This is a genomic window from Kitasatospora sp. NPDC097643 (genome assembly GCF_040302625.1).
Lineage (GTDB): Bacteria > Actinomycetota > Actinomycetes > Streptomycetales > Streptomycetaceae > Kitasatospora.
In genome coordinates this window covers 1-20,299 of the sequence record NZ_JBEOSA010000103.1, presented here as the reverse complement: position 1 = coordinate 20,299, position 20,299 = coordinate 1, and the positions used below count along the sequence as shown (strand labels likewise).

Annotated in this window: 15 protein-coding genes; 12 read left to right on the top strand and 3 right to left on the bottom strand. The window is 70.0% G+C overall.

What is annotated here, in order from left to right:
- Positions 1–1,197: hypothetical protein (locus tag ABTY15_RS37610; protein ID WP_350606263.1), on the top strand; the 1,197-nt coding region annotated here is incomplete at its 5' end.
- Between the two features lie 67 nt (positions 1,198–1,264).
- Here ABTY15_RS37610 and ABTY15_RS37605 read toward each other — a convergent pair.
- Positions 1,265–2,575 (bottom strand): autotransporter outer membrane beta-barrel domain-containing protein, encoded by a 1,311-nt coding sequence (locus tag ABTY15_RS37605; protein ID WP_350606260.1) that lies wholly within the window; start codon positions 2,573–2,575, stop codon positions 1,265–1,267.
- Positions 2,576–2,846: 271 nt separating this feature from the next.
- Here ABTY15_RS37605 and ABTY15_RS37600 point away from each other — a divergent pair, with 271 nt between their 5' ends.
- The 4 genes from ABTY15_RS37600 (at position 2,847) to ABTY15_RS37585 (ending at position 5,875) form a co-directional block, all read left to right on the top strand.
- Positions 2,847–3,044, top strand: a complete 198-nt coding sequence (locus ABTY15_RS37600; RefSeq protein ID WP_350606258.1) for a hypothetical protein — start codon at positions 2,847–2,849, stop codon at positions 3,042–3,044.
- Positions 3,045–3,066: 22 nt separating this feature from the next.
- Positions 3,067–3,417 (top strand): hypothetical protein, encoded by a 351-nt coding sequence (locus ABTY15_RS37595; RefSeq protein ID WP_350606254.1) that lies wholly within the window; start codon positions 3,067–3,069, stop codon positions 3,415–3,417.
- Positions 3,418–3,604: 187 nt separating this feature from the next.
- Complete coding sequence (locus ABTY15_RS37590) at positions 3,605–4,927, top strand: hypothetical protein (RefSeq protein WP_350606251.1); 1,323 nt, start codon at positions 3,605–3,607, stop codon at positions 4,925–4,927.
- A 90-nt stretch (positions 4,928–5,017) separates the two neighbouring features.
- A complete protein-coding gene (locus ABTY15_RS37585; RefSeq protein ID WP_350606248.1) occupies positions 5,018–5,875 on the top strand; it encodes an immunity 49 family protein in 858 nt (285 codons plus the stop codon).
- A 594-nt stretch (positions 5,876–6,469) separates the two neighbouring features.
- Here the strand turns inward: ABTY15_RS37585 and ABTY15_RS37580 are convergent.
- Entirely contained in the window at positions 6,470–7,993 is a 1,524-nt protein-coding gene (locus ABTY15_RS37580) for a pentapeptide repeat-containing protein (protein ID WP_350606244.1), read from the bottom strand.
- Positions 7,994–8,545: 552 nt separating this feature from the next.
- Between ABTY15_RS37580 and ABTY15_RS37575 the strand changes: the two genes are divergently transcribed.
- The gene (locus ABTY15_RS37575; protein WP_350606239.1) at positions 8,546–9,325 is read left to right on the top strand and encodes a hypothetical protein; all 780 of its coding nucleotides are present in this window, start codon (positions 8,546–8,548) and stop codon (positions 9,323–9,325) included.
- A gap of 252 nt (positions 9,326–9,577) precedes the next feature.
- On the opposite strand, the gene ABTY15_RS37570 is transcribed toward ABTY15_RS37575, so the two are convergent.
- Positions 9,578–10,450 (bottom strand): replication-relaxation family protein, encoded by an 873-nt coding sequence (locus tag ABTY15_RS37570; protein ID WP_350606236.1) that lies wholly within the window; start codon positions 10,448–10,450, stop codon positions 9,578–9,580.
- Positions 10,451–11,162: 712 nt separating this feature from the next.
- Between ABTY15_RS37570 and ABTY15_RS37565 the strand changes: the two genes are divergently transcribed.
- The 6 genes from ABTY15_RS37565 to ABTY15_RS37540 all read left to right on the top strand — a co-directional run bounded on the left by ABTY15_RS37565 (position 11,163) and on the right by ABTY15_RS37540 (position 19,654).
- Positions 11,163–12,746, top strand: coding sequence for a replication-relaxation family protein (locus ABTY15_RS37565; protein ID WP_350606232.1), 1,584 nt, complete (start codon positions 11,163–11,165; stop codon positions 12,744–12,746).
- 320 nt (positions 12,747–13,066) lie between these two features.
- Positions 13,067–13,393, top strand: a complete 327-nt coding sequence (locus tag ABTY15_RS37560) for a hypothetical protein (RefSeq protein WP_350606229.1) — start codon at positions 13,067–13,069, stop codon at positions 13,391–13,393.
- A gap of 559 nt (positions 13,394–13,952) precedes the next feature.
- Positions 13,953–15,212: a helicase associated domain-containing protein gene (locus ABTY15_RS37555; RefSeq protein ID WP_350606266.1), complete on the top strand. Its 1,260-nt coding sequence runs from the start codon at positions 13,953–13,955 to the stop codon at positions 15,210–15,212.
- 172 nt (positions 15,213–15,384) lie between these two features.
- Positions 15,385–16,026, top strand: a complete 642-nt coding sequence (locus tag ABTY15_RS37550; protein ID WP_350606227.1) for a hypothetical protein — start codon at positions 15,385–15,387, stop codon at positions 16,024–16,026.
- Complete coding sequence (locus ABTY15_RS37545) at positions 16,023–17,972, top strand: hypothetical protein (protein ID WP_350606222.1); 1,950 nt, start codon at positions 16,023–16,025, stop codon at positions 17,970–17,972. The genes ABTY15_RS37550 and ABTY15_RS37545 overlap by 4 nt, the downstream gene beginning before the upstream one ends.
- 65 nt (positions 17,973–18,037) lie before the next feature.
- Positions 18,038–19,654, top strand: a complete 1,617-nt coding sequence (locus ABTY15_RS37540; RefSeq protein ID WP_350606220.1) for a hypothetical protein — start codon at positions 18,038–18,040, stop codon at positions 19,652–19,654.
- Positions 19,655–20,299 lie beyond the last annotated feature (645 nt).

The window sequence follows — 20,299 nt, the reverse complement described above, 5'->3', positions numbered from 1 at the left end:
ATCTGCACCGCCAGCAGGCCGCCGCCGAGGAAGCCGATCACCGACAGCACGCCCAGCGCGAGCACCGCCGCAGCCGGCGACCAGGACCAGCCGTCGCCTTCCGACGCGCGGGGCAGCATCGGCCTCAAGCTGCTCGACGCGCCCCGGGGCCGCGAGGAGGACCCGCGCGCCCACACGTACATCGTGGACCACCTCGCGCCCGGCAGTGTCATCCACCGCCGGCTGCTGGTGACGAACACGTCCGACACCGACCAGCGCGTCGACCTGTACGCGGCCTCGGCCTCGGTCAGCAGCGGCACCTTCAACGTCGATGCCGACCGCACCCCCAACGAGCTCACGACGTGGGTCTCGGTGGACGGCTGCGTCTCCGAGGAGGACGTGTCCGGCAAGTCGACGGACTGCGGTACACCGGACACCCGGCCCACCACCACACCCACCGCATCGCCGACCACGACGCCGACCACCGCACCCACCACCGCGCCCGCCACCGCATCGCCCACCACCGCGCCCGCCACCGCATCGCCCACCACCGCGCCCGCCGGCACGGCGCGCGTCGTCCCGGCACACGGCTCGGCCATGGTCCGGGTCGGCATCCACGTCCCGGCGAAGGCGTCCGCTGGCGAACGCTACGCGGTCCTGTGGGCGCAGGTCGCAAGCCGTGCCGCCGGCCCGACCGCGAACGTCCGCCTGCTCAACCGCGTGGGAGTGCGCATCTACCTCGACGTCGGCCCCGGAGGCGAGCCGCCGTCCGACTTCCGGATCGAGGAGCTGATTCCCGTGCGCGCGCCCGACGGCGCGCCGAAAGTGCTGGCCAAGGTCCACAACACCGGCAAGCGCGCCCTCGACCTGACCGGATCGATGTCGCTGACCGACGGGCCGGGATCCCTCAGCGCCGGCCCCTTCCCCGCGAAGCTCGGCACCACGCTGGGCGTCGACGAGACCGAACCCGTGACCGTCCCGCTGGACCGGCAGCTACCCGACGGGCCGTGGCAGGCCCACCTCACCCTGGCCAGCGGTCTGGTCAAGCACACCGTCACGGCCACCATCACCTTCCCCGCCGGCTCCGGAGCCGGCGCGCCGGCCAGGCCGGACGCGGGGGGCCCGGAGACGTCGGGCATGGTCATGGGCGGGTCGGCTGCCGCCCTCGTGCTGGCCCTGTGCGGCTACCGGGTGCTGCGCCGCGGCTCGAGGAGCTGAACCCGACGGGCCCGCACCCTGTGACACGCCGCCGCCGGCCACCCGCAGGTGGCGGGCGGCGGGCGCATCAGGCGACGGAGTGGGTGATGGTGCCTGTGTAGGTCCCGTGCACCGCTGCGGCGGGGACCGTGACCACCAGCGTGGGGGTCCAGGCCGTGGAGTTGTTCCCATTGCCGGTGGAGCTGAAGGCGGTTCTCGCGCTGCTGAGCGACTGTGCGGACGAGGAACTGCTCTCACCCGGGGTGGCCGTCACGGTTCCGTTCGTGTTCGTCGCGGGTCCGGACCAGTAGGAGACGTTCGAGGTGGTGATCGTCTCGGCGGACGTGCCGGAGCCGGTGGTGAAGTTCGTGGCGGTCACCGTCGCCGTCCAGGTACTGGTGGCCAGTCCTCGCCCGTCCGAGACGGTCACCGAGCCCAGGGCCGCGCTCAGGGTGCCGCCGGGCGCCGCGGCGCCCAGGCCCGCGGAAGCCGGCACGCTGATCGCCAGCGTGCCCGTGGTCGGGATGACGGTGATCTGGGAGCTGTTGCTGCCGCTGGTCTCGACGCTGTCCACGACCGCGCCGGTGAAGCTGGCCTTGCCTCCGGATGCGGCCGTCAGCTTCCCGGCGGCGGTATAGAGCAGGCCGCCGCCGGTGATCCAGGTGCCGCTTCCCGTGACCGAGACGCCCGCGGTGTTGTTGCGGTCGGCGATGACCGAAAAACCGGCGAAGGCCCCCGTGGTCGGTGCGCTGAGACTGCTCTTGCCGCCACTCTGGTCGGTGAAGGCCGCACCGCTGGTGCCCGCCGCGCACGCGGTCGGATAGGACGGGCAGGCCAGGTAGATCGTCACCCCCGTGCCGTTCAGCTTCCCGCCGGAGACCGTCAAGCCGGTGGCGCCGGTGACGACGTACGTGCCGGGATTGAGGGTGAGCGTGCCGCCCAGATTCGAGATGCTGGTGTAGACCCCGGCACTGATCGTCTGGTTCCCCGTGACGTGGTTGACCGTGGGGTACGGCGCGGCCGGTGTCGTGGGACAGGCCGACGCGGCCGGGCACTGGGCCAAGGCGGCGTACGGGTCGGTGCCCGCGGCCTGGTTGGTCGGGGCCGGGCTGTACGAGCCGCCGCTGGAGGTGGCGAAGCCGGCCGGCGCGGCCGGGCCGCCGATGGTGCCCCCGTTCGAGATGACGGAGGTGCTGCCGCTGACGAGCGCGGCTTGGCTGTTCGTCGAGTCGACCAGGATGCTGCCGGTGACCTGGATGCTGCCGGGGTGGACGTACAGGGCGTCCGCGGCGCTCGCGTTGAGGACGCACAGGCTTGCCGTGCACGTGGTCGCGGCTCGGGCGGGGGCGGCCGGCCCGGTCACGACCCAGGCCAGTGCGGACGCGACGGCGAGGACCATGGCACAGAACGCGCGTGACAGGCCGCGCGGTCCACGCTCGTGGTCGGGGCCGGCTGGACCTTGGGGTTGTTGGGTCGTCATCATCTCTGCGTCGGGAAGAGGGTTCCTGGGTGGCCTGGTAGCGGGAGGACTCGGTGCCGGTCTGGATGACGGGGCATTCCCCAGCGGTCTTCCTGACCTGGACCCTGATCAACAAGCACAGCATGACGGTCGAACAGTCCACATGCCCCCCATTACTCCGAAAGCGGAATGCCACACACCATCACACCAAGTGGCGCCCGATCCCACCGAAACGTGGTGGCCATCCACCCCCCCGAAGAACGAGCTGCGAGCGCAACCGCTCGTCCCGTTCGTCACCGACTTCTTCACCAGCGTGCTTCAGCACCATGGTCTGGAGGAACTGCTGCTCAAACTGGCGGACAAACGCTTGCCGCTAGAAGTGAACGAAGCCATACAGGGGGTTCTTTGAGAAGGATCACCCATATCTCCCCGTGACGATCGTCGAAGACGAGCCGCTGGAGACCTATGCCCTGCCGGGGCTCCAGCTGGATCTGACGTTCGGCGACCCCGTGCTCTTTGACCTCGGCCAGGCGGCGTGGACCGTACCGAAGGGATGGACCAAGGAGCGTGTGTCGCAGCCGCATTACGGTTTCCGGCTCTTGGACGAGCACGGTGTCGCGATGATCGAGGGTGTCCTCGATGTCAGGCCAGAGGTCGGAAAGGTCGCCATGGCTCTAACCGAAGAGGGTTGGCAGACGGTTCGCGAGCGCTGGGTGCAGTTGTCCTTCTGGGACGCGGGAAGATCAACCGCAGCGGAGGGCCCGGGCAGGGCATGGACCTGAAAGGGCGGTAAGCGAGGCGGTTCCGCGCCGACGCGCCCCGGTACCCCACGGGAGCCATTGCAGTACGACCCCGTGGCGGGCGCGCCCGCCACGGACGACGTGGGCTCGCCCGCGCCGCCACGGCGCCGTCACAGCTCTCCGCCCCTGCCCCTTCGTGCTGTCGGTGGGCGCGGGCAGAATCTCCAGCATGACTCGGCCGCCCACCCTGCCTATGACCCTGCCCGCGTCGCTGGCCGACGCCCACCGTCTCGACTCCGCCGCCGGTGGGTGGGCCCCGCAGCACGCCGTGGCCACGCCGGACGGCGACACCTACGTGGTCTCCACCGTGTGGCGCCCCGGGGGCGGCACGGGCTATCCGGCCGACCCCGCACTCTGCGAGCTGAACTTCCGCTTCATCACCCGCTACGCCCCCGACGGGACGCCCGTCGCCACCGCCGTGTTCGGAGGTCCCAGGCCGGACGGCACCCCGTCGGCGATCATCCCGGACGGGAGCGGTGACACCCTGGCCCTCCTCCCGGACGGGACGGTCGCCCTCGCCCTGCGCCCAGGCGGCACCCACCTGTTCTCGGCCGACCTGAGCCGGGTCCTGGGCACGTTCCCGATGCCCTGGGGTTACGAGGAGCGGGAGGTCAGGGCGGGCGACCCGTTCGCCGCCTCGATCGCCGTCACGCCCTCCGGCCGGCTGCTGTGCACGACCTCGGAGTACGGGCTCGGGTGGGCTGGCGCGATCGTCAACATCGTCGCCGTCTCCGGTCCCGGCACCGCGCTCGCGCCCGGCTCCAAGCCCGCCCTGCGGGCCATCGCGAGCCTTCATCCGGCGACCGACCGTCAGACCGACGCCGACCGGCAGCCCCATGTCGTGTTCGGCGGCGCGCCGGTGGGACGGGACAACCGCCCCTCGCCCACGCTGACCGACCTCCTGACGGACTTCACCGGCACCGCGGGCGGCTTCTACGGCTACGAGGCCTGCAAGATGAGCCGGCCCTCCGCCCTCGGCGACGACCTCTTCGTCGTGCCGGTCTTCGGCCGGACCTTCCGGTCGGGCAGCCGCGGACAGGAGTTCAGCTTCGCCATCCTCGACGACCAGGGCGCGCTGCGCGGCCGCCTGGAAGGCCTGCACCGCCACGACGACAGCCCGTTCACCGGCCTCGACTTCACCGTCGCCGCCGACCCGCACCGCGGCCGCGCCTACCACCTCAACCGCTACGGCCTCTACGCCTGGACCGCCGACGGCCAGCTGCGCTCCCGGACCTCCACCTCGGAAAGGCCCTTCACAGCCCTGAAGAACTTCGAGCTGCTGGAATGCACCCCGGCCGGCGAGATCCTCCTCCTCCACCGCAAGCAGTGCCTGCTGCTGCGCGTCCCGGTGCCGCAGGACCTCGACTCCCTGCCCGTCGCCGTCGAAACCGCCCTCAAGGCCTACGGTTCCGGGCGCCTCGCGCTGAAGAAGCAGTACGACCCGGTCGACTGGTGCTGGCTGGACACCTCCGGGCAGGTGTTCCACCACTGAGCGCACGCCGCCGCAGGCGGCCCGTACGCGGGCTCTCTGGGACGCCAGGGTGCCGTGCTGACCATTCGACATGACCGAGGGGACCCTTCCGTGACCGTGACCGTTGCCCGCCACCTTGAGCCCCGGCCGGACGGGCAGGCGTTCGCCGACCAGCTGAGCGAGCGGGTGAACCGACGTGTCGACGAGCTCGAAGAGTCCGCCAGCATGATCGACTTTGCGTTCAGCACCGCCCTCCTCGCGCTCCAGGCCCACTGCACGGCCGACCCGGAGGGGGCCCGGCTTGAGACCTGGAAGGCCACGGTCACGGCGATGCAGCTCGGCTCGGCGCTGTTCGCCGTGACCGGCGCCAGCGAGGGGACGGTCGAGTGCTTCATCAACGGCCGGCCGCGCGCCGTCCTGGCGGTCGGCCCGCAGTCGTACGTCGACGCGGACCACTGGCTCTCTGCCTTCTGGCTGGCCCTCGTCTGCCGCGACAAGGGGCGCATGAGGCAGCTGTGCGAAATCCCGCTGGACCGGCTGCGCTCGGCGGAAGGCGTCTACGACGAGTACGTCTACCACTGGATCGACGTCCAGCAGAGCTACTGGCTGCGTCGGCCCGGCCTGGTCGACAAGCTCATCGCCACGATCGAGGCCACGAGCCCCGAGACCGCCGCCGTCACCCCGCCCGGCGTGCTGGACGGGCTGATGTACCCGCCGATCAACCTCTTCTACCTGGTCGTGCGGGAGCGCGAGGAGGAGTTCGCCCCGGCCCTCGGCAAGGCGCTCGACCTCCACAAGACGTACTGGTCGGCGGAGGACTGGGCCGCCAAGCTGGACGGCGCGCTCGCGCTGGGGCCGCTCGCGATGGCGTGCCTGGCGTTCGACAGGAAGTTCCCCGTCGACGTGGAGTCGCCCTACATCCCGAAGTACCTGCTCTCCGGCGGCTGGCTGGGCGAGTTCCCGGCGTAGGCCGCCCGCACACTCGACGCCCGGCCGCCTCCCCACGGTCGGTCGACGTCGGGTGTGCGTCCTGGGGATCGGTTCAGCTGCCAGCGCCGGGTGCGGACTGGTCGAGCCGGGCGACCGGTTCCGTGCTCAAGTGGTCCTGCCAGGTCCCGAGGGGGACGCGCACGATCGAGAAGTCGGCGACCCGGTTCTCGACGACCAGGCCGCACCAGCCGCCTCGCTCCAGCATCAGCAACAGTGGTTCGTAGGGGTCGGGGAGATCGGGCATCTCCACCGACGACGTGTCGAGCAGGGCCGCCCAGCGCACCGCGGCGCGGCACAGCGCCTTCGCCCGAACGTCTCCGACGTTGGCCTCCGGGAACGCGTCGAGCCGCGCTGAGAGTTCCGCGTCCACCTGGACCGCCGGGTCGACGGACGCGGCCAGGTCGACGACAGGCCACTCGCCGGCCGGCTGGTACGCCTTCGACCAGAGGGCCGCGCGGCGCAGGTGCTCGCGGAACAGGCGCGAACGCGACGCGGCGTGTACGTAGGCCATGTCGTCGTCCCGCCAGTCGATGGCGGTGAGGCGCTCGACTGTCGCCCGGGCCCGCGGTGTCGTCAGGATCCGCGTGACGCGCTTGATGAACGCGTCGGCTTCGGCCCTGGTGATCTCCGCGTGGTCGTCGTCGTTGTGCCCGAGGTAGTACAGGCGCAGGTACTCGGTCGGCTCCCAGCGCAGGTTGCGGGTGAAGGCCTCGTCGACGTCGATGCCGTCGACGGTGCTGCGCCGCACGATTCCGTAGGGATTCTCCCGGGAGCTCGTGCTCGATCCGTCGAACCGGGCGTAGTAGACGAAGCCGCTGAGTACCTCGACCTCGGCGCCCTGCTCGGTGAGCCAGCGCTGGAGGGCGAGGCCGTCGAGTACCCGCTCAGTGTCGCCGGCGGCGCGACGGTGACGGGGCCGAAGAGCGCGCCGGTCACGCCGCAGAGCACGGTGCTGTCGTCGACGAGGACGGTGAACGAGGTGTTCGCCGTGGTGGCGCCGGAGAGGTCGGCGCCGCGCAGGTCGACCTGGAGGAGGGCGGCGTTGGTGAGGTCGGCACGGCGCAACGTCGCGCCGGCGGCGTTGACGTCGACCAGGGAGGCCGAGGTCAGGTCCGCGTCGTCCAGACAGACGGAGCGCAGCGTGGCCTGGTCCAGGGCGGCCTTGACCAAGCTGGCGCCGGCGAGGTTCGCGAAGTCCAGGTCCGCCTTCTCCGAGTGGGCGCGCCAGAGCTCGGCGCCGGCCAGCGAAACGCCGGCGAGCACGGCGTCGGTGAACCACGCCCCGGTGAGGTCCCCGCCCGACAAGTCGGCCCCGCGCAGGTCGAGGCCGACGGCCTCCAGCACCTCGCGGCCCGAGGACGCCGCCCAGGCGCCCAGCCGGTCGGCCGCCTTCCGGTCCACCGGCAGGGCCTTGGGACGCCAGCTGTCGGGGACCCCGGAGGTCACGATCTGCCCGATCCCGTCGGTGAGGTCCGGCCCGAGCCCGTCGATCAGCTCGGGGGCTTCGAGACCGTACCCCTCGGCCTTACCGAAGTACGTCGCTTCGCCCGGTTCGGCCCTGACTCCGAGCAGCTCGTCGAGCTCCTGGAGCACGGCCGCGAGCCGGGGCGCGTTGCTCGCGTGGACGGCCGGATGCGGCCGGCCGCGGAAGTCGCACTCGCCCCAGACGTCGTGGTGGACGGACAGCTCGGCATACGGGCCCAGGTTGCCGGGCGACACCATGAGCTCGACCAGCCGGTACTCCCTGCGGCGCTTGCCGCCCGCGTCGATCCACTCACCGTCCCCGAACACGGTGACAGCACCCATCTCCGCCAGCGGATGGCCGACCGGCCGACAGGCCCGCATCTCCTCCGCAAGCGCCGGCTCCTCCAGCGAACGCGACACGAGGCTCAGTCGGCTGTGGATGCCCAGGCCGCCCTTGCCGACCTGGAACCAGGTCCATTCGAGCGCGCCCGGGACCAGCAGGCCGTGCCTGCGCAGCACGCCGGACATCTGCGCCGCGACCGCCAGCACCGACTCCAGGCCCGCCTCACGAACGCCTTCAAGATCCCAGGTCCACGAGGCGCACTCTCTCGGCGCGCGCATCAGGAAAGACACAGGAACTCCTTACAGCTTGAACGATCCGGTCGGCCACCGCTGCGCCCACCACATAGCGGCGGTCGCGTGCCGGAGTGCGCTGGAGGCCGCCTCGCAGCACGAAGGCTCGGCCGGAACGGGACCAGCTTGTCCCGCAGCTGCTCCTCGGCGGTTTCGCACACTGCGGACCGCCGATCCCCGGTGGGCGTCGCTGGGCGTACGGGCGCGCGAGGCGGCCGAGGCCGTCCGCGATGAGGTCCGCTGGCCGGACCTTGACGAGGACGAGCGGGTGCTGAGCCGGGCCGAGGAGGAGGTGATGGCCTCCGGCGTGCTCGCCCGCGTGGCTCCGCACCTGCTGGCCGAAACGGCCCGGGCCGAAAGGCGGCGGTCCCCGTAGCCGTCGCCCGCCCGGAGGAAACGGCCCGAGCCGAAAACTCCGCCAGCGAGCCCCGCGCCCATGGGCTTGATCTTTCAGCCCGGGTCGAAAACCCTGCCGGCGAAGCCCTCGTCCCCGCGCGCGGTGATGCGGCCCGGGCCGAAAACCGGCCCGCCGCGACCAAGCCCACACCGGCGGTGCCCGAGGCCCGCCGTCCCGACCCGGCAGACACCAGCGCCATCGCGCGGGAGGAACGCGCAAAGGCACAGGAAGCGGCGCGCAGGCAGGCGTTCACCGACCCGCTCGTACGGTTCGGCGAACCAGACCGCACCGAGAACCTCACCACGACATTCGGACCGGGCTGGGAACTGGCCACCTGGGACGGCCCACAAGCCCAGGACGTGCAGCGACTGCTCCACCACGGACAGCCGGTCGGCTGGACCGCGCCGCTGCCGGACGGCCCCTGGGGCACGGCCGGGCACATCGCCGCCGAACACCAGGAGGAGAACACCGCCCGTGTCCTGACCGACGACCTCGGCCGGCCCCGCACCCACCGGGACCCTGACGAGGCCCTGGACGCACTGCTGCGCTCCCACAACGAACGCGAGCGCGCGCCCCGGCTGCCGACCCTGACCCTGGGCCCGACCACCAGCCGGACCGCGCCCACCAACCGGGGTCTGGGCGAAGCCGACCGCGACTACGCCCTCGGCGACGGGCTGGTCCACCTCACCTGGCCCACCGCCCCGAACGTCCAGGCCCTCGAACGACGCGGCCGACTGGTCGGCCGGACCGAGGTCTACGACGACAACGACTCCTGGATCGCCCCCATCAACGGCCACTCCATCGCCGACGCCGCCGACAACCTCCCCCTGCTCTCCACCAACCCCACCGACGCCCTCACCCTGCTGCGCCTGGCCGTTGCGCGGGACCTCGGCAGCATCCCGCCCGGCTGGGTGCTGCCCCGTACTGCAGGGTGATCCCGGTAGTGAGCATGGTTTCGGCCGCGCGACAAGGCAGAACAGCGATAGAAGGGGTCGGCGCCCCTTGTTCGCCGCCTGGTGGTCGCTCTGGCCGAACACGTGGTCTGCCATGTTGTGACCGACCGCCAACACGGCCCAGGTCGAGCCGAACGTCGCCAGCGTCGCGAACTGCTCGATCGTCATCATCGAGCACCACCGGCTACGACGTCGGCGGCGATCCCCATGGGCCGTTGGTATTCGTTGGTGCGGTCAGGCAGTGGCTGCGAGCATGCACGGCATGTTGTCGCTGAAAATGAACGACGCCGCGGTTCGGCTGCTGGGAGTGCTTGCGGACGGGCCGTGCTGGATGAGGTCCTCGATGCGGGTGGCGCCGGCCGGGACGGCGGTGAGCATCTCGGTGACGGTCGGGTTTTCCTCGGCGGCGAGGCGCAGGTCCGCCACCGCGCCGCGTACTCCGGCGGCCGCCGTGCCGACCAGGACGACCAGCAGCCGGGGGAAGGAGCGCCAGCGGCGCTCCCATGCCCGGCCCCGGCCGCCCGGCCCGGCCTGCTCCCACACGGCGGCGCAGGCCGCCAGCTGCGCCGCGGTCTCCTCGGCGCCGACCCCGGGGCGGTGCCGTTCGACGAACGCCCGCAGCCGGTGCCGCTCCTCGCCGGTGCCCGCCGTGTACGTGAGCTCGGCGGCGGGCCGGTACACCCCGCCTTCGCCGGCGGGCAGCGCCCGGGCGGGCAGGAGGTCGAGCGGTCCGCAGTCCTCGCCGCGCTCCCGGGCGTCGGCCACGAAGGCCGCGTGGATCCGGCCGACGTCGAGCAGGTGCTCGCGACCGTGCCTCACTGCGAACTGCTCGCCGTCCAGCGTCTGGGCGTCCGTGCGGCGGGCCTCGGGGAAGGTGGCCGCCACCGCTGCGCCCTGGGCGGTGAGGTGCCAGGCCTTCGCCCGGCCGGCCTGCGGCAGGGTTACGAACTCGGCCAGGCCATCGGCGTACAGGCGGGTCAGCCGCTTCTGGGTCTGCTTGATCCCGGCGGCTCCGCCGTGCAGCTGGTGGAGCTGCTCGGCGGTCGCCAGCGTGAAGCGGTGAAGCGTGACCAGAACGTCGTGGTCGGTCTCCAGATCCCCGTGCACGAATGTGCTCCCTCAGTCCGAAGCACGGGCTTGTCCCGTGCTCGGAGAATGGAACCCCACGAAACTCACCGGATTTCTCACCATCAAGGTTGGTGCTTCATAACGATCTGATAACTCCCGCCATCAAGGTATCCCGCGTTCTTACCGGTCCGAAATGCGGTCCGTAATCCAGTCCGCCAACCGGTCCCGACCTCGGGGCCCTCGTCGGACCGATCGGCACGTCTCTGACCTGCTGGGATGACCATCAAGGTTGCCTGGTGAGTTTCTTTGATGGTCTATCAAGGAAACTCACCAATGCCTTGGTGGCCCTGGTGAGTTTGCCGGACCGCTTCCGTTCCCCCTGCCGTTTCCCCCTCCGCTGCCCCTACCGGCCACCTCGGGCCCGAGAGACGAATCCGCCCAGCTCAGCGCCCGAATCCGGGCCACTGCCGCATTCCGACAACCCTCTTCTCCCGTCTTTCTGCTTTTGGTTTTGGTTTGTGGTTGTGGCGTTGTCGGTTGGTCGGTTCGGGTTGTTGCACCTGCGGTGGGCCTTTCCTTTTCTCGCGTCCGGCTGGTGCCGGCCGCTCGCTGGTCGGGGGGCGGCGGCGGGGCCGGATCAGGGGCTGTGGGAGAGGGCGCGGCGCGCGGGCCGACAACGGGCTTGGCAGCCGTCGGGAGCGCCGGATATCCCGGAGAGGCAGCAACCGACCACGACCACCGGGAGACGTCCGTGAGCACCCGTCAGAGCCTTGCCCAGCCCGACAACGACGACCAGGCCGACGCCGTCGAACCGGCCGAGCCGTCCCGGCCGGGACGGACCGCGTTCCGGCGCGGGTCTGCGAACCCGAACGGCTCGACCACCGCGCTGCGGGCCGATGTCCTCGGCGCGCTCGGCGTGCTCAAGGTCGCGACCGCCGACCAGCTCCAGCGCCTGCTGCGCCCCGGGGCGGCGTCGAACACCGTGATCCGGCAGGCGCTGCGCGACCTCGCGCTGCACGGCTTGGTTGCCTCCGACGGCAACACGAAGGACCGGCACAAGACCTGGCGGCTGGACGGCACGGCCGGGCTGGAGGCGGCCGGGCACGTCCTCGGCCTGCCCCGCTCGGAGATGGGCTCAACGGCTCGGGGCGCAGGCCGCTCCGGTGCCCAGCACGCGATGGCGGTCAACGAGACGATCGCCGCGTTTGTCCTGGGCGGCAGCGCGCCCGGGGCCGCGGGCGGGGTCGGCACGGTGCGGTCCTGGTCGACCGAGACCGAGTTCCTGCTGCCCGGCGGGCGGCGCAAGGTGCGCCCGGACGGTGTGTGGCAGGCCCCGGAGATCGGGGTGCCGGTGTTGATGGTCGAGGTCGACCGCTCGACCATGGCCCCGGCCGACGTCGCCGCGAAGTTCCCCCGGTACCGCGAGCTGTTCCGCGTGAAGGTCCGCGACAACGACCCGGCCCTCGCCGGCCAGGAGCCGGCCGACCGGACGGTGCATTGGTGGCGCCGTACCTGGCCCGGCCACACCCGGCCCGGGTACCCGCCGGTCGCCCTGGTCGTCACCGACGCCGGACCCCTCGCCCTGGCCAACCGGCAGCAGGCCGTCGCGGACCTGTCCGCCGACTGCTGGCTCGGCCGGTGGTGCAAGGTGGTCCGCGACTACAACGACGACGGCTGGCGCGAGTACGACGACGCGGTGCCCATCATCGCCACCACTCTGGAGGCCCTGGCCGAGCACGGACCGCTCGGACCCGTCTGGTGGCGCTACGGCCGCGACGGACGGCACTCCCTGCTCGACGCGCTGGACAACCCGAACAACCGCGCCGCCTACGACCAGCGCCAGGCCGTCCGGGAGAAGAAGGCCAAGCAGGACCACCGCGAGCTGATGCAGACCCTCGCCTGCGCCGACTGCGGCAACGTCCCCAAGGAGGAGAGCACCTGGGTGCATGGCAGCCGCCAGTGGACCCGCCGTCCCGGCGGCCGCTGCTGGCCCTGCCACCAGGAACACACGCAGCGCCTGGAAAGGGAGACCGAAGAACAACTCGAAGCCGCCCGCGCCGCGAACGCCGCGCTGCGCCCGTGCTGGACGTGCCGGGGCTCTATCGGCGGGAGGGCGGGCTCCCCGCTGGAACTCGATGAGAAGGCAGGCCCGGACCGGCTGGAGTGCCCGCAATGCGTCAGCGACCGGGAGGCGGAGGAACTGGGCCCGTTGGTGCTGCCCGCCCCGACCAGGCGCGAACAGGTCGCCGCCCTGGTCTCCGCCCCGGACGATCCGTGGTGGGAGGACCGGGTGCTGCACGCCAAGCTCTACCCGGTGAAGGACCGCGCAGCGTGAGTGCCGACCTCCGCGCGGCTGTCGCGGGGGCTGTTGCGACCCCCTGTCGCGTGGGGTGCTGTCGCGCCGTGTGACCTGCGCGGATAGGCGCTTACCCCCGTGCGAGGTCGGGGCGCGACAGCTGGGCGTGACAGGGGCCCCGGGTGTGGCCGCCGACCGGGTGCTGACCTGTGACAGCGAAGCTGGGACGGTTGTCATCGAAGTCGGGACAACGGCTGCTTGTGTCAGCGAATCCGGGAAGCAGCGCAGTCTGTGACAGCGAAGTTGGGAAGGATGGACCGGCAGGCTGCTGGCGCTCGCAGAGCGTCATACTGCACGTCGTGGATCGCGAAGACCTGATTGCTGCCCTCGAACGACATGAGACTGATGCCGCCGGCCATGCTGCTGTGGCCCTGCGTGCCGGGGCTTCGTTCCGGGTGTGGGCCGAATCGACGGTGCCGGCCAGTCGGCTTCTCGGCATCTGGGCATGGCGGGCCCAGTGCATGGCGGAGGACGGCGTCGTCACCTGCAAGGACTTCGAACGGGGATTGCCCGATCTTCGGCGTGCGGGTGACACCCAAGTCGCCTTGGGGCGAGTGGATCTCACCGGAGACTCGCGCTTGGTCTTCCTGGCCGCCGATCTGAGTTCATGCGTTGCCGTGCTGTAGCGCTATGAGGCCGTTGACAGGGGTCTTTCCCAACTTCGCTGTCACAAAATGGCGTTGTCCCAACTTCGGTGACAACCGTCCCGACTTCGCTGTCACAGGTCAGGTGCGGACCGGGCAGCGGCCTGCCAGACCCCCGTGGCTCAGGTGACCGATCCATCCTGCTTGAACATCTTTCATGCCGGTATGGCGGCGAGGTGCAGAAAGTTGTCCACAGGTGAATCGGGGTCAGATCTCAGGTACAGCCCGGACGAGAGGACCCGACACCAAATGACCGCTATCAACGCAATCGCGCGGCACTGCCGCCCCGAGGACATGCCCGACTGGGGCTCCCACGTCGAGGAGCGTGTGGGCTGGCCGGTGGCGGAGCGCTCCGCGGAGCTCGTCGGCCTGGCCCTGGCCGGGCGCCTGGACCACACGGTGCCCGCGGACGAGTGCGATGCGCTGGCGCTGCTCGTGCTGAGCCAGGGGTACGAGCCCGAGTGCGCGGTCACCCTGATGGTGGAGCACTGGCTTGCCCTGCACATCGACGCCGACCCGGACTTGAGGGGCCAGTTCCTCCCTGGCGCGCGAGTTCAAGGCCCACACCGGGGAGGACAGCGAGGAGTGCGGCATCCTCTGCAACAGTCGCCTCCTGACCGAGGGCATCGACGTCGCCGCCGTGGACGCCATCTGCTTCGCGGACCCGAAGTCGAGCGTCATCGACATCGTCCAGGCCGTCGGCCGCGCGCTGCGCCAGTCCTACCGCGAGGGCAAAGTGTCCTGGGCCATCATCCCGGTCTACCTGCCGACGCCGGAGGTCGGCGACGACACCGCCACCGCCGACCCGGCCGAGGTCCACGACGCCGGCGAGGCGGTGAAGGCGGAGGCCAATGCCGAGATCGAGGCGTCCTCCTTCCGCACGATCTGGCGGGTCCTGCGCGCCTTGGCGGCGCACGACGCCCGGGTGGTCGGCCGGATCACCGAGCTGCGCGCCCACCGCTCCCAGGGCACCGCGCACACCACCGCGGCCAAGCCGGCCGAAGGCGAGACCGAGGCAGGGGAGGGCGAGCAGCAGCCGGCCCCCATCGAGTCGCCGATCGAGTGGCTGAAGATCAATGCCCGGCACCACGCGGCGCAGATTCTGCAGACCGTGAAGCTGCGGGCGTTCAACCCGCGCGCGGTCGAGTGGCAGCGGATGCACGCGGTCGCGGCGGTCTTCCATCTCCAGCACGGCCACCTCGACCCCACGGACAAGACGAAGCACGCCGAGCTGATCTCTTGGCTCACCCGCCAGCGCCACCTCAAGGGTCAGGGCCTGCTCGACCTGGCCCGCGTATCGGAGCTGGACGCGCTCGGCATGATCTGGTCGAAGAACGCCAACGCCTGGGAACGCGGCTACGCCTACGCCGCTGCCTTCCACCACCGGCACGGCCACCTCGCGATCCCGGCCGTCGCCAAGATCGACGACTACGCGGTGGGCGCGTGGATGCGCCGCCAGCGCAAGGCCGACAACCTCTCCACCGACCAGGTCGCCAAGCTCGACGTGCTGGATGAGCTCTGGCGCCTGGAGCCGGACTGGAACAGGTCGTACCGTCGCCTGCTCGCCTACCTCGCGGCCGGCGGAACTCTCGACGGCCCGGCCAACCGCACCGGCGGCGAGGCAGACCCAACCTTCCGCCCGGGTGCGTGGCTGCGCAAGCAGGACAAGGCCCGCACCGAGGGCAAGCTGACCGACCGGCAGACCGCGCTCCTCGACGCGCTCCACCGGCGCCGAGATCGTCGTCGGTTGACCCGCGCCTGTAGGCCCCCGCCTGACCAGTCTGGGAGCTCGACCGCATAACCCGGCCGGCCAGATGCGTGGTGGTGCTCGTTCTTGCGCTGTTGAAAGCAGTTGTGTTCCGCTGGTTACAGATTGTTCCCGGCTGTGCTATGAGTTGGGGATCTTGCGAGTGAGGCGAGGGGGCCGAGTGGCGCAAGTAGGAGTGCGAAGGGCATCGCGAGCGCAGGACGCGGTGCGGCTGCTCTTTGTGCTGGATCGCTGTGGGTCCGCGTGTGATCCGGGCACCGACAACGAGGCACCTGGCGGCGCGGTCGCGGTCGTTCGAGGGCAGAAGCGCCTTCAGGCTCTCGATTTCTGGCTGCGGAATCCCGACTACCTCGCAGATGAGCTGCTCAATCAGTTGGAGAGCGGCACTATGCCGGATGCCGACACTGCTTTGGGTCGGGCCCGAGCTCTCCTGGAAGGCGACGAGCCGGACATGTCGCGGTACCCGATGCTCCGCTGGCGCTACGGGGCATGGGAGGCGTTGGATGATGCCCTCTCCCTGCTGGCCTCCCACGGCCTGATCGCCGTGGCGGCCGTCGGTGAGCCGCCGACCAAGATCGACAGGTGGGACTACTACATGCTGGCGGCCGGCCGAGAGCACGTCGGGAAGCTGCGTGCGACCGAACCGGATCTGCTCTGGTACGACGAGCGCGCTGCCGTGGTGCTGGACGTGGCCGGGCAGATGAGCGGAAGCCAGTTGAAGGACTTGCAGTACAAGCAGGCCGAGTACGAGCGCACCGTGTGGAAGGCCAGCATCAGCGGCATCACCGACCGGGTGCGCAAGCGCCTGGAGCGCATCACGGACCAGAGGGCGGGCATGAGCGCATGAGCGACTTCGTACAGGAAGTGGCCCGCCGGGCCGATAGCAAGACCGACCAGGTCGAAGAGATCCTGGCTCGTCACGGCGTCCGGGAGAGCGGCGTACTGCCACGGCCCCGTCAGCTCCTGGTGAAGCGCATCGCCTTCACAGGTGAGAAGAGCGGAAAGTCCTCCGGCCCGGTGGACTTCGCATGGGACCTTCGCCCCGGACTCTGGTGCGTGACCGCGGACAACCTGCGGGGCAAGAGCAGCATCCTGGAGATCATCTGGTGGTGCCTCCGAGGCTCCGGAGCCCTGCAAGCCGATGTGCAGAACTGGCTCCAGAAGGTGCAGCTGGACGCCGAAGTCGACGGCGAGCAGTTCACCGTGAACGTCGACAACAACGGTCCCAAGCTCACCGGATCCCTCACCGTAGGCGCGCAGCGGCACGTCACGCCCTTCGCTGGCGAGTCGGAGTTCGCCTCGGTGATGGGGAACTTCATGATGGACCGGCTCGGACTCGAGTTCCTCCGCGGCTGGCGCAACGACACCGCAGCTCCCGCACAGGATGGCGGTGACGAGCCGGACGGGAAGGTGGTGCTGACGTCGTGGCCGGCCTTCAGCCATGCCCTGCTGTGCCGCAACCGTGAGACCGACCCGCTTCTCGGCGAAACCGCCGGAGGTGGCACCCTGGTCAGCCTCCTCCAGATGTTCGTCGGACTGCCCTGGACAACCACACGCCGTGACGCGCGGGCCGCCCTGGACCTGCTGAAGCAGTCCATGAAAGGAGAACGGCGCCGGGCCAAGCAAGACCTCGATGCCCGTGGGACGTCCATCGAAGAGCTGGAAGCACAGCTCGCTCGGGCCCGAGCAGCAGCTACCGAGGCTGACGCGGCCCCAAGTCTTGAAGCTGCCGCCGAAGCCGTCGAGCGAGCCAGCGCGCACCTCGTTCGCCTCACCTCGCAGCACGCCGAGCTGGTGCGAGGGCACCAGCACACCCAGCAGGCCGCCGAGGAACTCCACGAGACCCTTGTTCTCGACCAGGCCCGTCTTAGGGACCTGAGAGAAACCGCAGCCGCCGAGCGCTTCTTCGGGGCATTGAAGCCCACCTGCTGTCCTCGATGCGCCACCGCCCTCCACGAGCTGCCTCACGCGGCCCTGGACGACCAGCACTGCCACATCTGCGGCTCCGCCCCGGCACAGACGGCGGCCGACTCTTCGGCCGCCGACGAACTCGCCGCCTCCATCGAGACACTCAAGGCCGCCCACACCGAGGCGAAGACTGCGGCCCGGAAGGCCAGCCAGGCCGTGGCGGACTCCGAGGCAGCCCTGACTCAGACCAGAACCGAGCTGTCCGCCGCCCACGCGGCCATGCCGCGCGAATCCTCGCTCCGCGTCCACCTCGATGTCGCCCGGCTCGAAGGCGCCCTCGCAGAACGGCAGGAGGCCCGCCGACGCGCCGAGCCGCCGCAGGAGGACTCTTTGGAAGAGCGCGTACTGGAAGCGGCCCACAAGGAGGCGGACAAGCGGGCGAAGGCTGCGTCGAAGGAACTGCTCGTTACGGTCAGCGAGGAGGTCTGTCGCCTGGCCATCCGCTTGGGCATGAAGGAGTTGCAGAACGTCAACTTGCAGGGCAACGGCACGCTCCAGGTAACCAAGGGCGACAGCAAGACCACCTTCTCGGCCGTCACGCCTGGGGAGCACGTGCGGCTGCGGATCGCCACGCTCCTGGCCCTCCTTCGAGTCGGCAAGGCCACCGGTGTCGGCCGCCATCCCGGTCTGCTGCTTCTCGACTCGCCTGGCGCGCAGGAGACGATCAACGTCGACCTGGCGGAAGTCCTCAGTCAGCTGCAGGGCATCTGCGAGGAGACTCCAGAGCTGCAGGTCATCACCGCCACCGCCAACCGGGACATCGCCACGAGCGTGATCGACTCCGCCAACCTCGTCGTCGCAGGGCCGGGCGAACCGGTGTGGTGACCAGTCCGTTAGGGTGATCGACCTCCTGAAAACAGCCCGCCGACACACGAGAAAGGGCACCTGCCGTGACCCAGGTCGAGACGGTCCTTGCTCAGGCCGGCGACCTCCCACGGCTCACCGACATCGGTGGGGAAGACGTCCTGTGGGCACAGGCCGACCATCTGGTCACGTCCCCCATGTGGTTCCGCGCGGCCGAAATCGTCCTTGAAGAGTGGGACAGCCTCGACCACCCGGACCAGGCCGCAGCCTTCATCAACCGGGCCCTCACAACCACCGCCAACCCCGGCATTGCCGGGGACATCCTTGATCTCCTGGTCGAGCACCCCGGATACCTTCAGCACGCAGCCAACCAGCTCAACAGCCTCGCCCTGGAACGAAGCCGCCACTACGACACTGTTCTGGAAGCCGAACTCGCCGGCATCTTCCTCGAAGCCGCACTCCGCCTGGCCCTCCCCGGTACGACCAAGCGCTACGGCCTCCTTGACCGCCTTGTCGACCCCCAAGCTCCGACGGCCCCCACGACCTACGCCCGCCGAACAGTCCGCGCCCTCGCCACCGCCTACGAGCAGTGGCACGAGGAGGACCTGCTCACTGCCCTGGGCACTTTCACCGGCACCGCAGTGCACGCCGATGCCCTCTACGAACTCGCGATGTGCCACCTCGCCGACGCGCTCAACGCTCCCGACCGGCCCACCCTCCTCCAGGAATTCGAGTCCGCCCAAGAGCTGCTGCAGCAGGCCGTCGAAGCGGATGAAGACCGGCCCGACGCCACAGCATTTCTCGCAGCCATCACCGCCGCCCTAGCCTTCGACTCGGGCAGCACAGAGGATCTCAACACCGCAACCGAGCAACTTCGCCGCTCTCTCACCGAGCACGCGATCTGGCTGAAGGGAACCCGGACCCACTGGCGTGCAGGCCGATACGACACCGAGGCTGCCTGGTACGGCCTCAGCATCAGCCTCGAACAGGCCAACACACACCTCGACCAGCCCCTCACCAGGTGGCCGGGCGAAACCATCCAGCACATCCTCGCCACCTACACCGCCCACCGCAGCGTCCGACTCCAACCGACCAGTGCTGCGCCAGGCCTCCAGGTCTTGGTCGCGCCCCGCATCGAGGACGCCTTCGTGCGCCGTGAAGGCCTCCGCCTGCACTTGCGCGCCCTCCTCACCGAAGCCCCCGACGAGTGGGATCCGGACGCTGCCCACCAGCTTCTTCAAGCCGTCGACGAGCTCCTGGACGACCCCGCATCGGGAGATCCGGGAAAAGCGCCACAGGCGGCCACCTACCCGGAACTGGCCGCCGCAGTTGGTAGCCACGTTCTCGCTGGCCTTCCCACGCAAATGCTCGAAGCTCTAGAGGGTAAGCTCACCGATAGCGACATGGCGCTTGCGGCTCGACTCCCAATCGCCCAGCAGCAGATCTTCCATGAGGTCGTCGACATCCTGAAGGACTGTCCTGACTTCAAGCACCCCGCGGTCAGGTCGGACTTCATTCGACTGATCACCATGACTATCCGGTTCCTGGACAACCGCACGAACCGCGCGCGTGCCCACCACACCCAGCGATTCTCGTACCTCTTCGCGCCCAACCCTGGTGAAAGCTGCCGCTGGAGAACACCCTCCAGGAAGACCTTCAGGACTACCTCGACGGCAACCTGGAGGATGTCGACATCGAACTGACGGACCGCAGCGGCGGTCGTGCGGACATCGAAGTTCGATTCACGGGATTTTCGAGCATCATCGAATGCAAGCGGACAACAGGAAATACCACGCGGAAGGGCCTTCGACGCTATCTCGGGCAGACTATCGCCTACCAGGCCGGTGGCATCACCCTCGGAATGCTTGCAGTCCTCGACCTGACTCAAAAGCCGAACTGGATCCCGAACATTCGCGACAACATGTGGGCAGAGCACATCCCGGCACCCGATAATGAGCAACGCGATCGTTGGGCTGTAGTCCTTAGAGTACCGGGAAACCGCATCTCCCCATACGCGATGTAGCAAGCCGTCGCGACCACGCTGGGGCTGCTGACCGAGCACGGCCCCCTCGGGCCCGTCTGGTGGTGCTTCGGGCCGCCCTGGCCGGCACTCAGAAGCTTGAGTTCACAGGAGGGCTGGCCCTCCAGCCGCAGGTCCTGCGTTCGCCGGTGTGAGACGGCGGATCGCCTCCACCCACGCCTTCAGTCCCTGCTCGGAGTGCCACTCACCTGAGCTGGGCTTTCACTCCGTAGGCGCCGCACGCCCCTGGGGCGTGCGGCGAGAGCGCCGCGAGCGACCGGAACACGTCCGCGGGCGAGAAGCCGACCGGGTGCGGTCCTGCCACGAT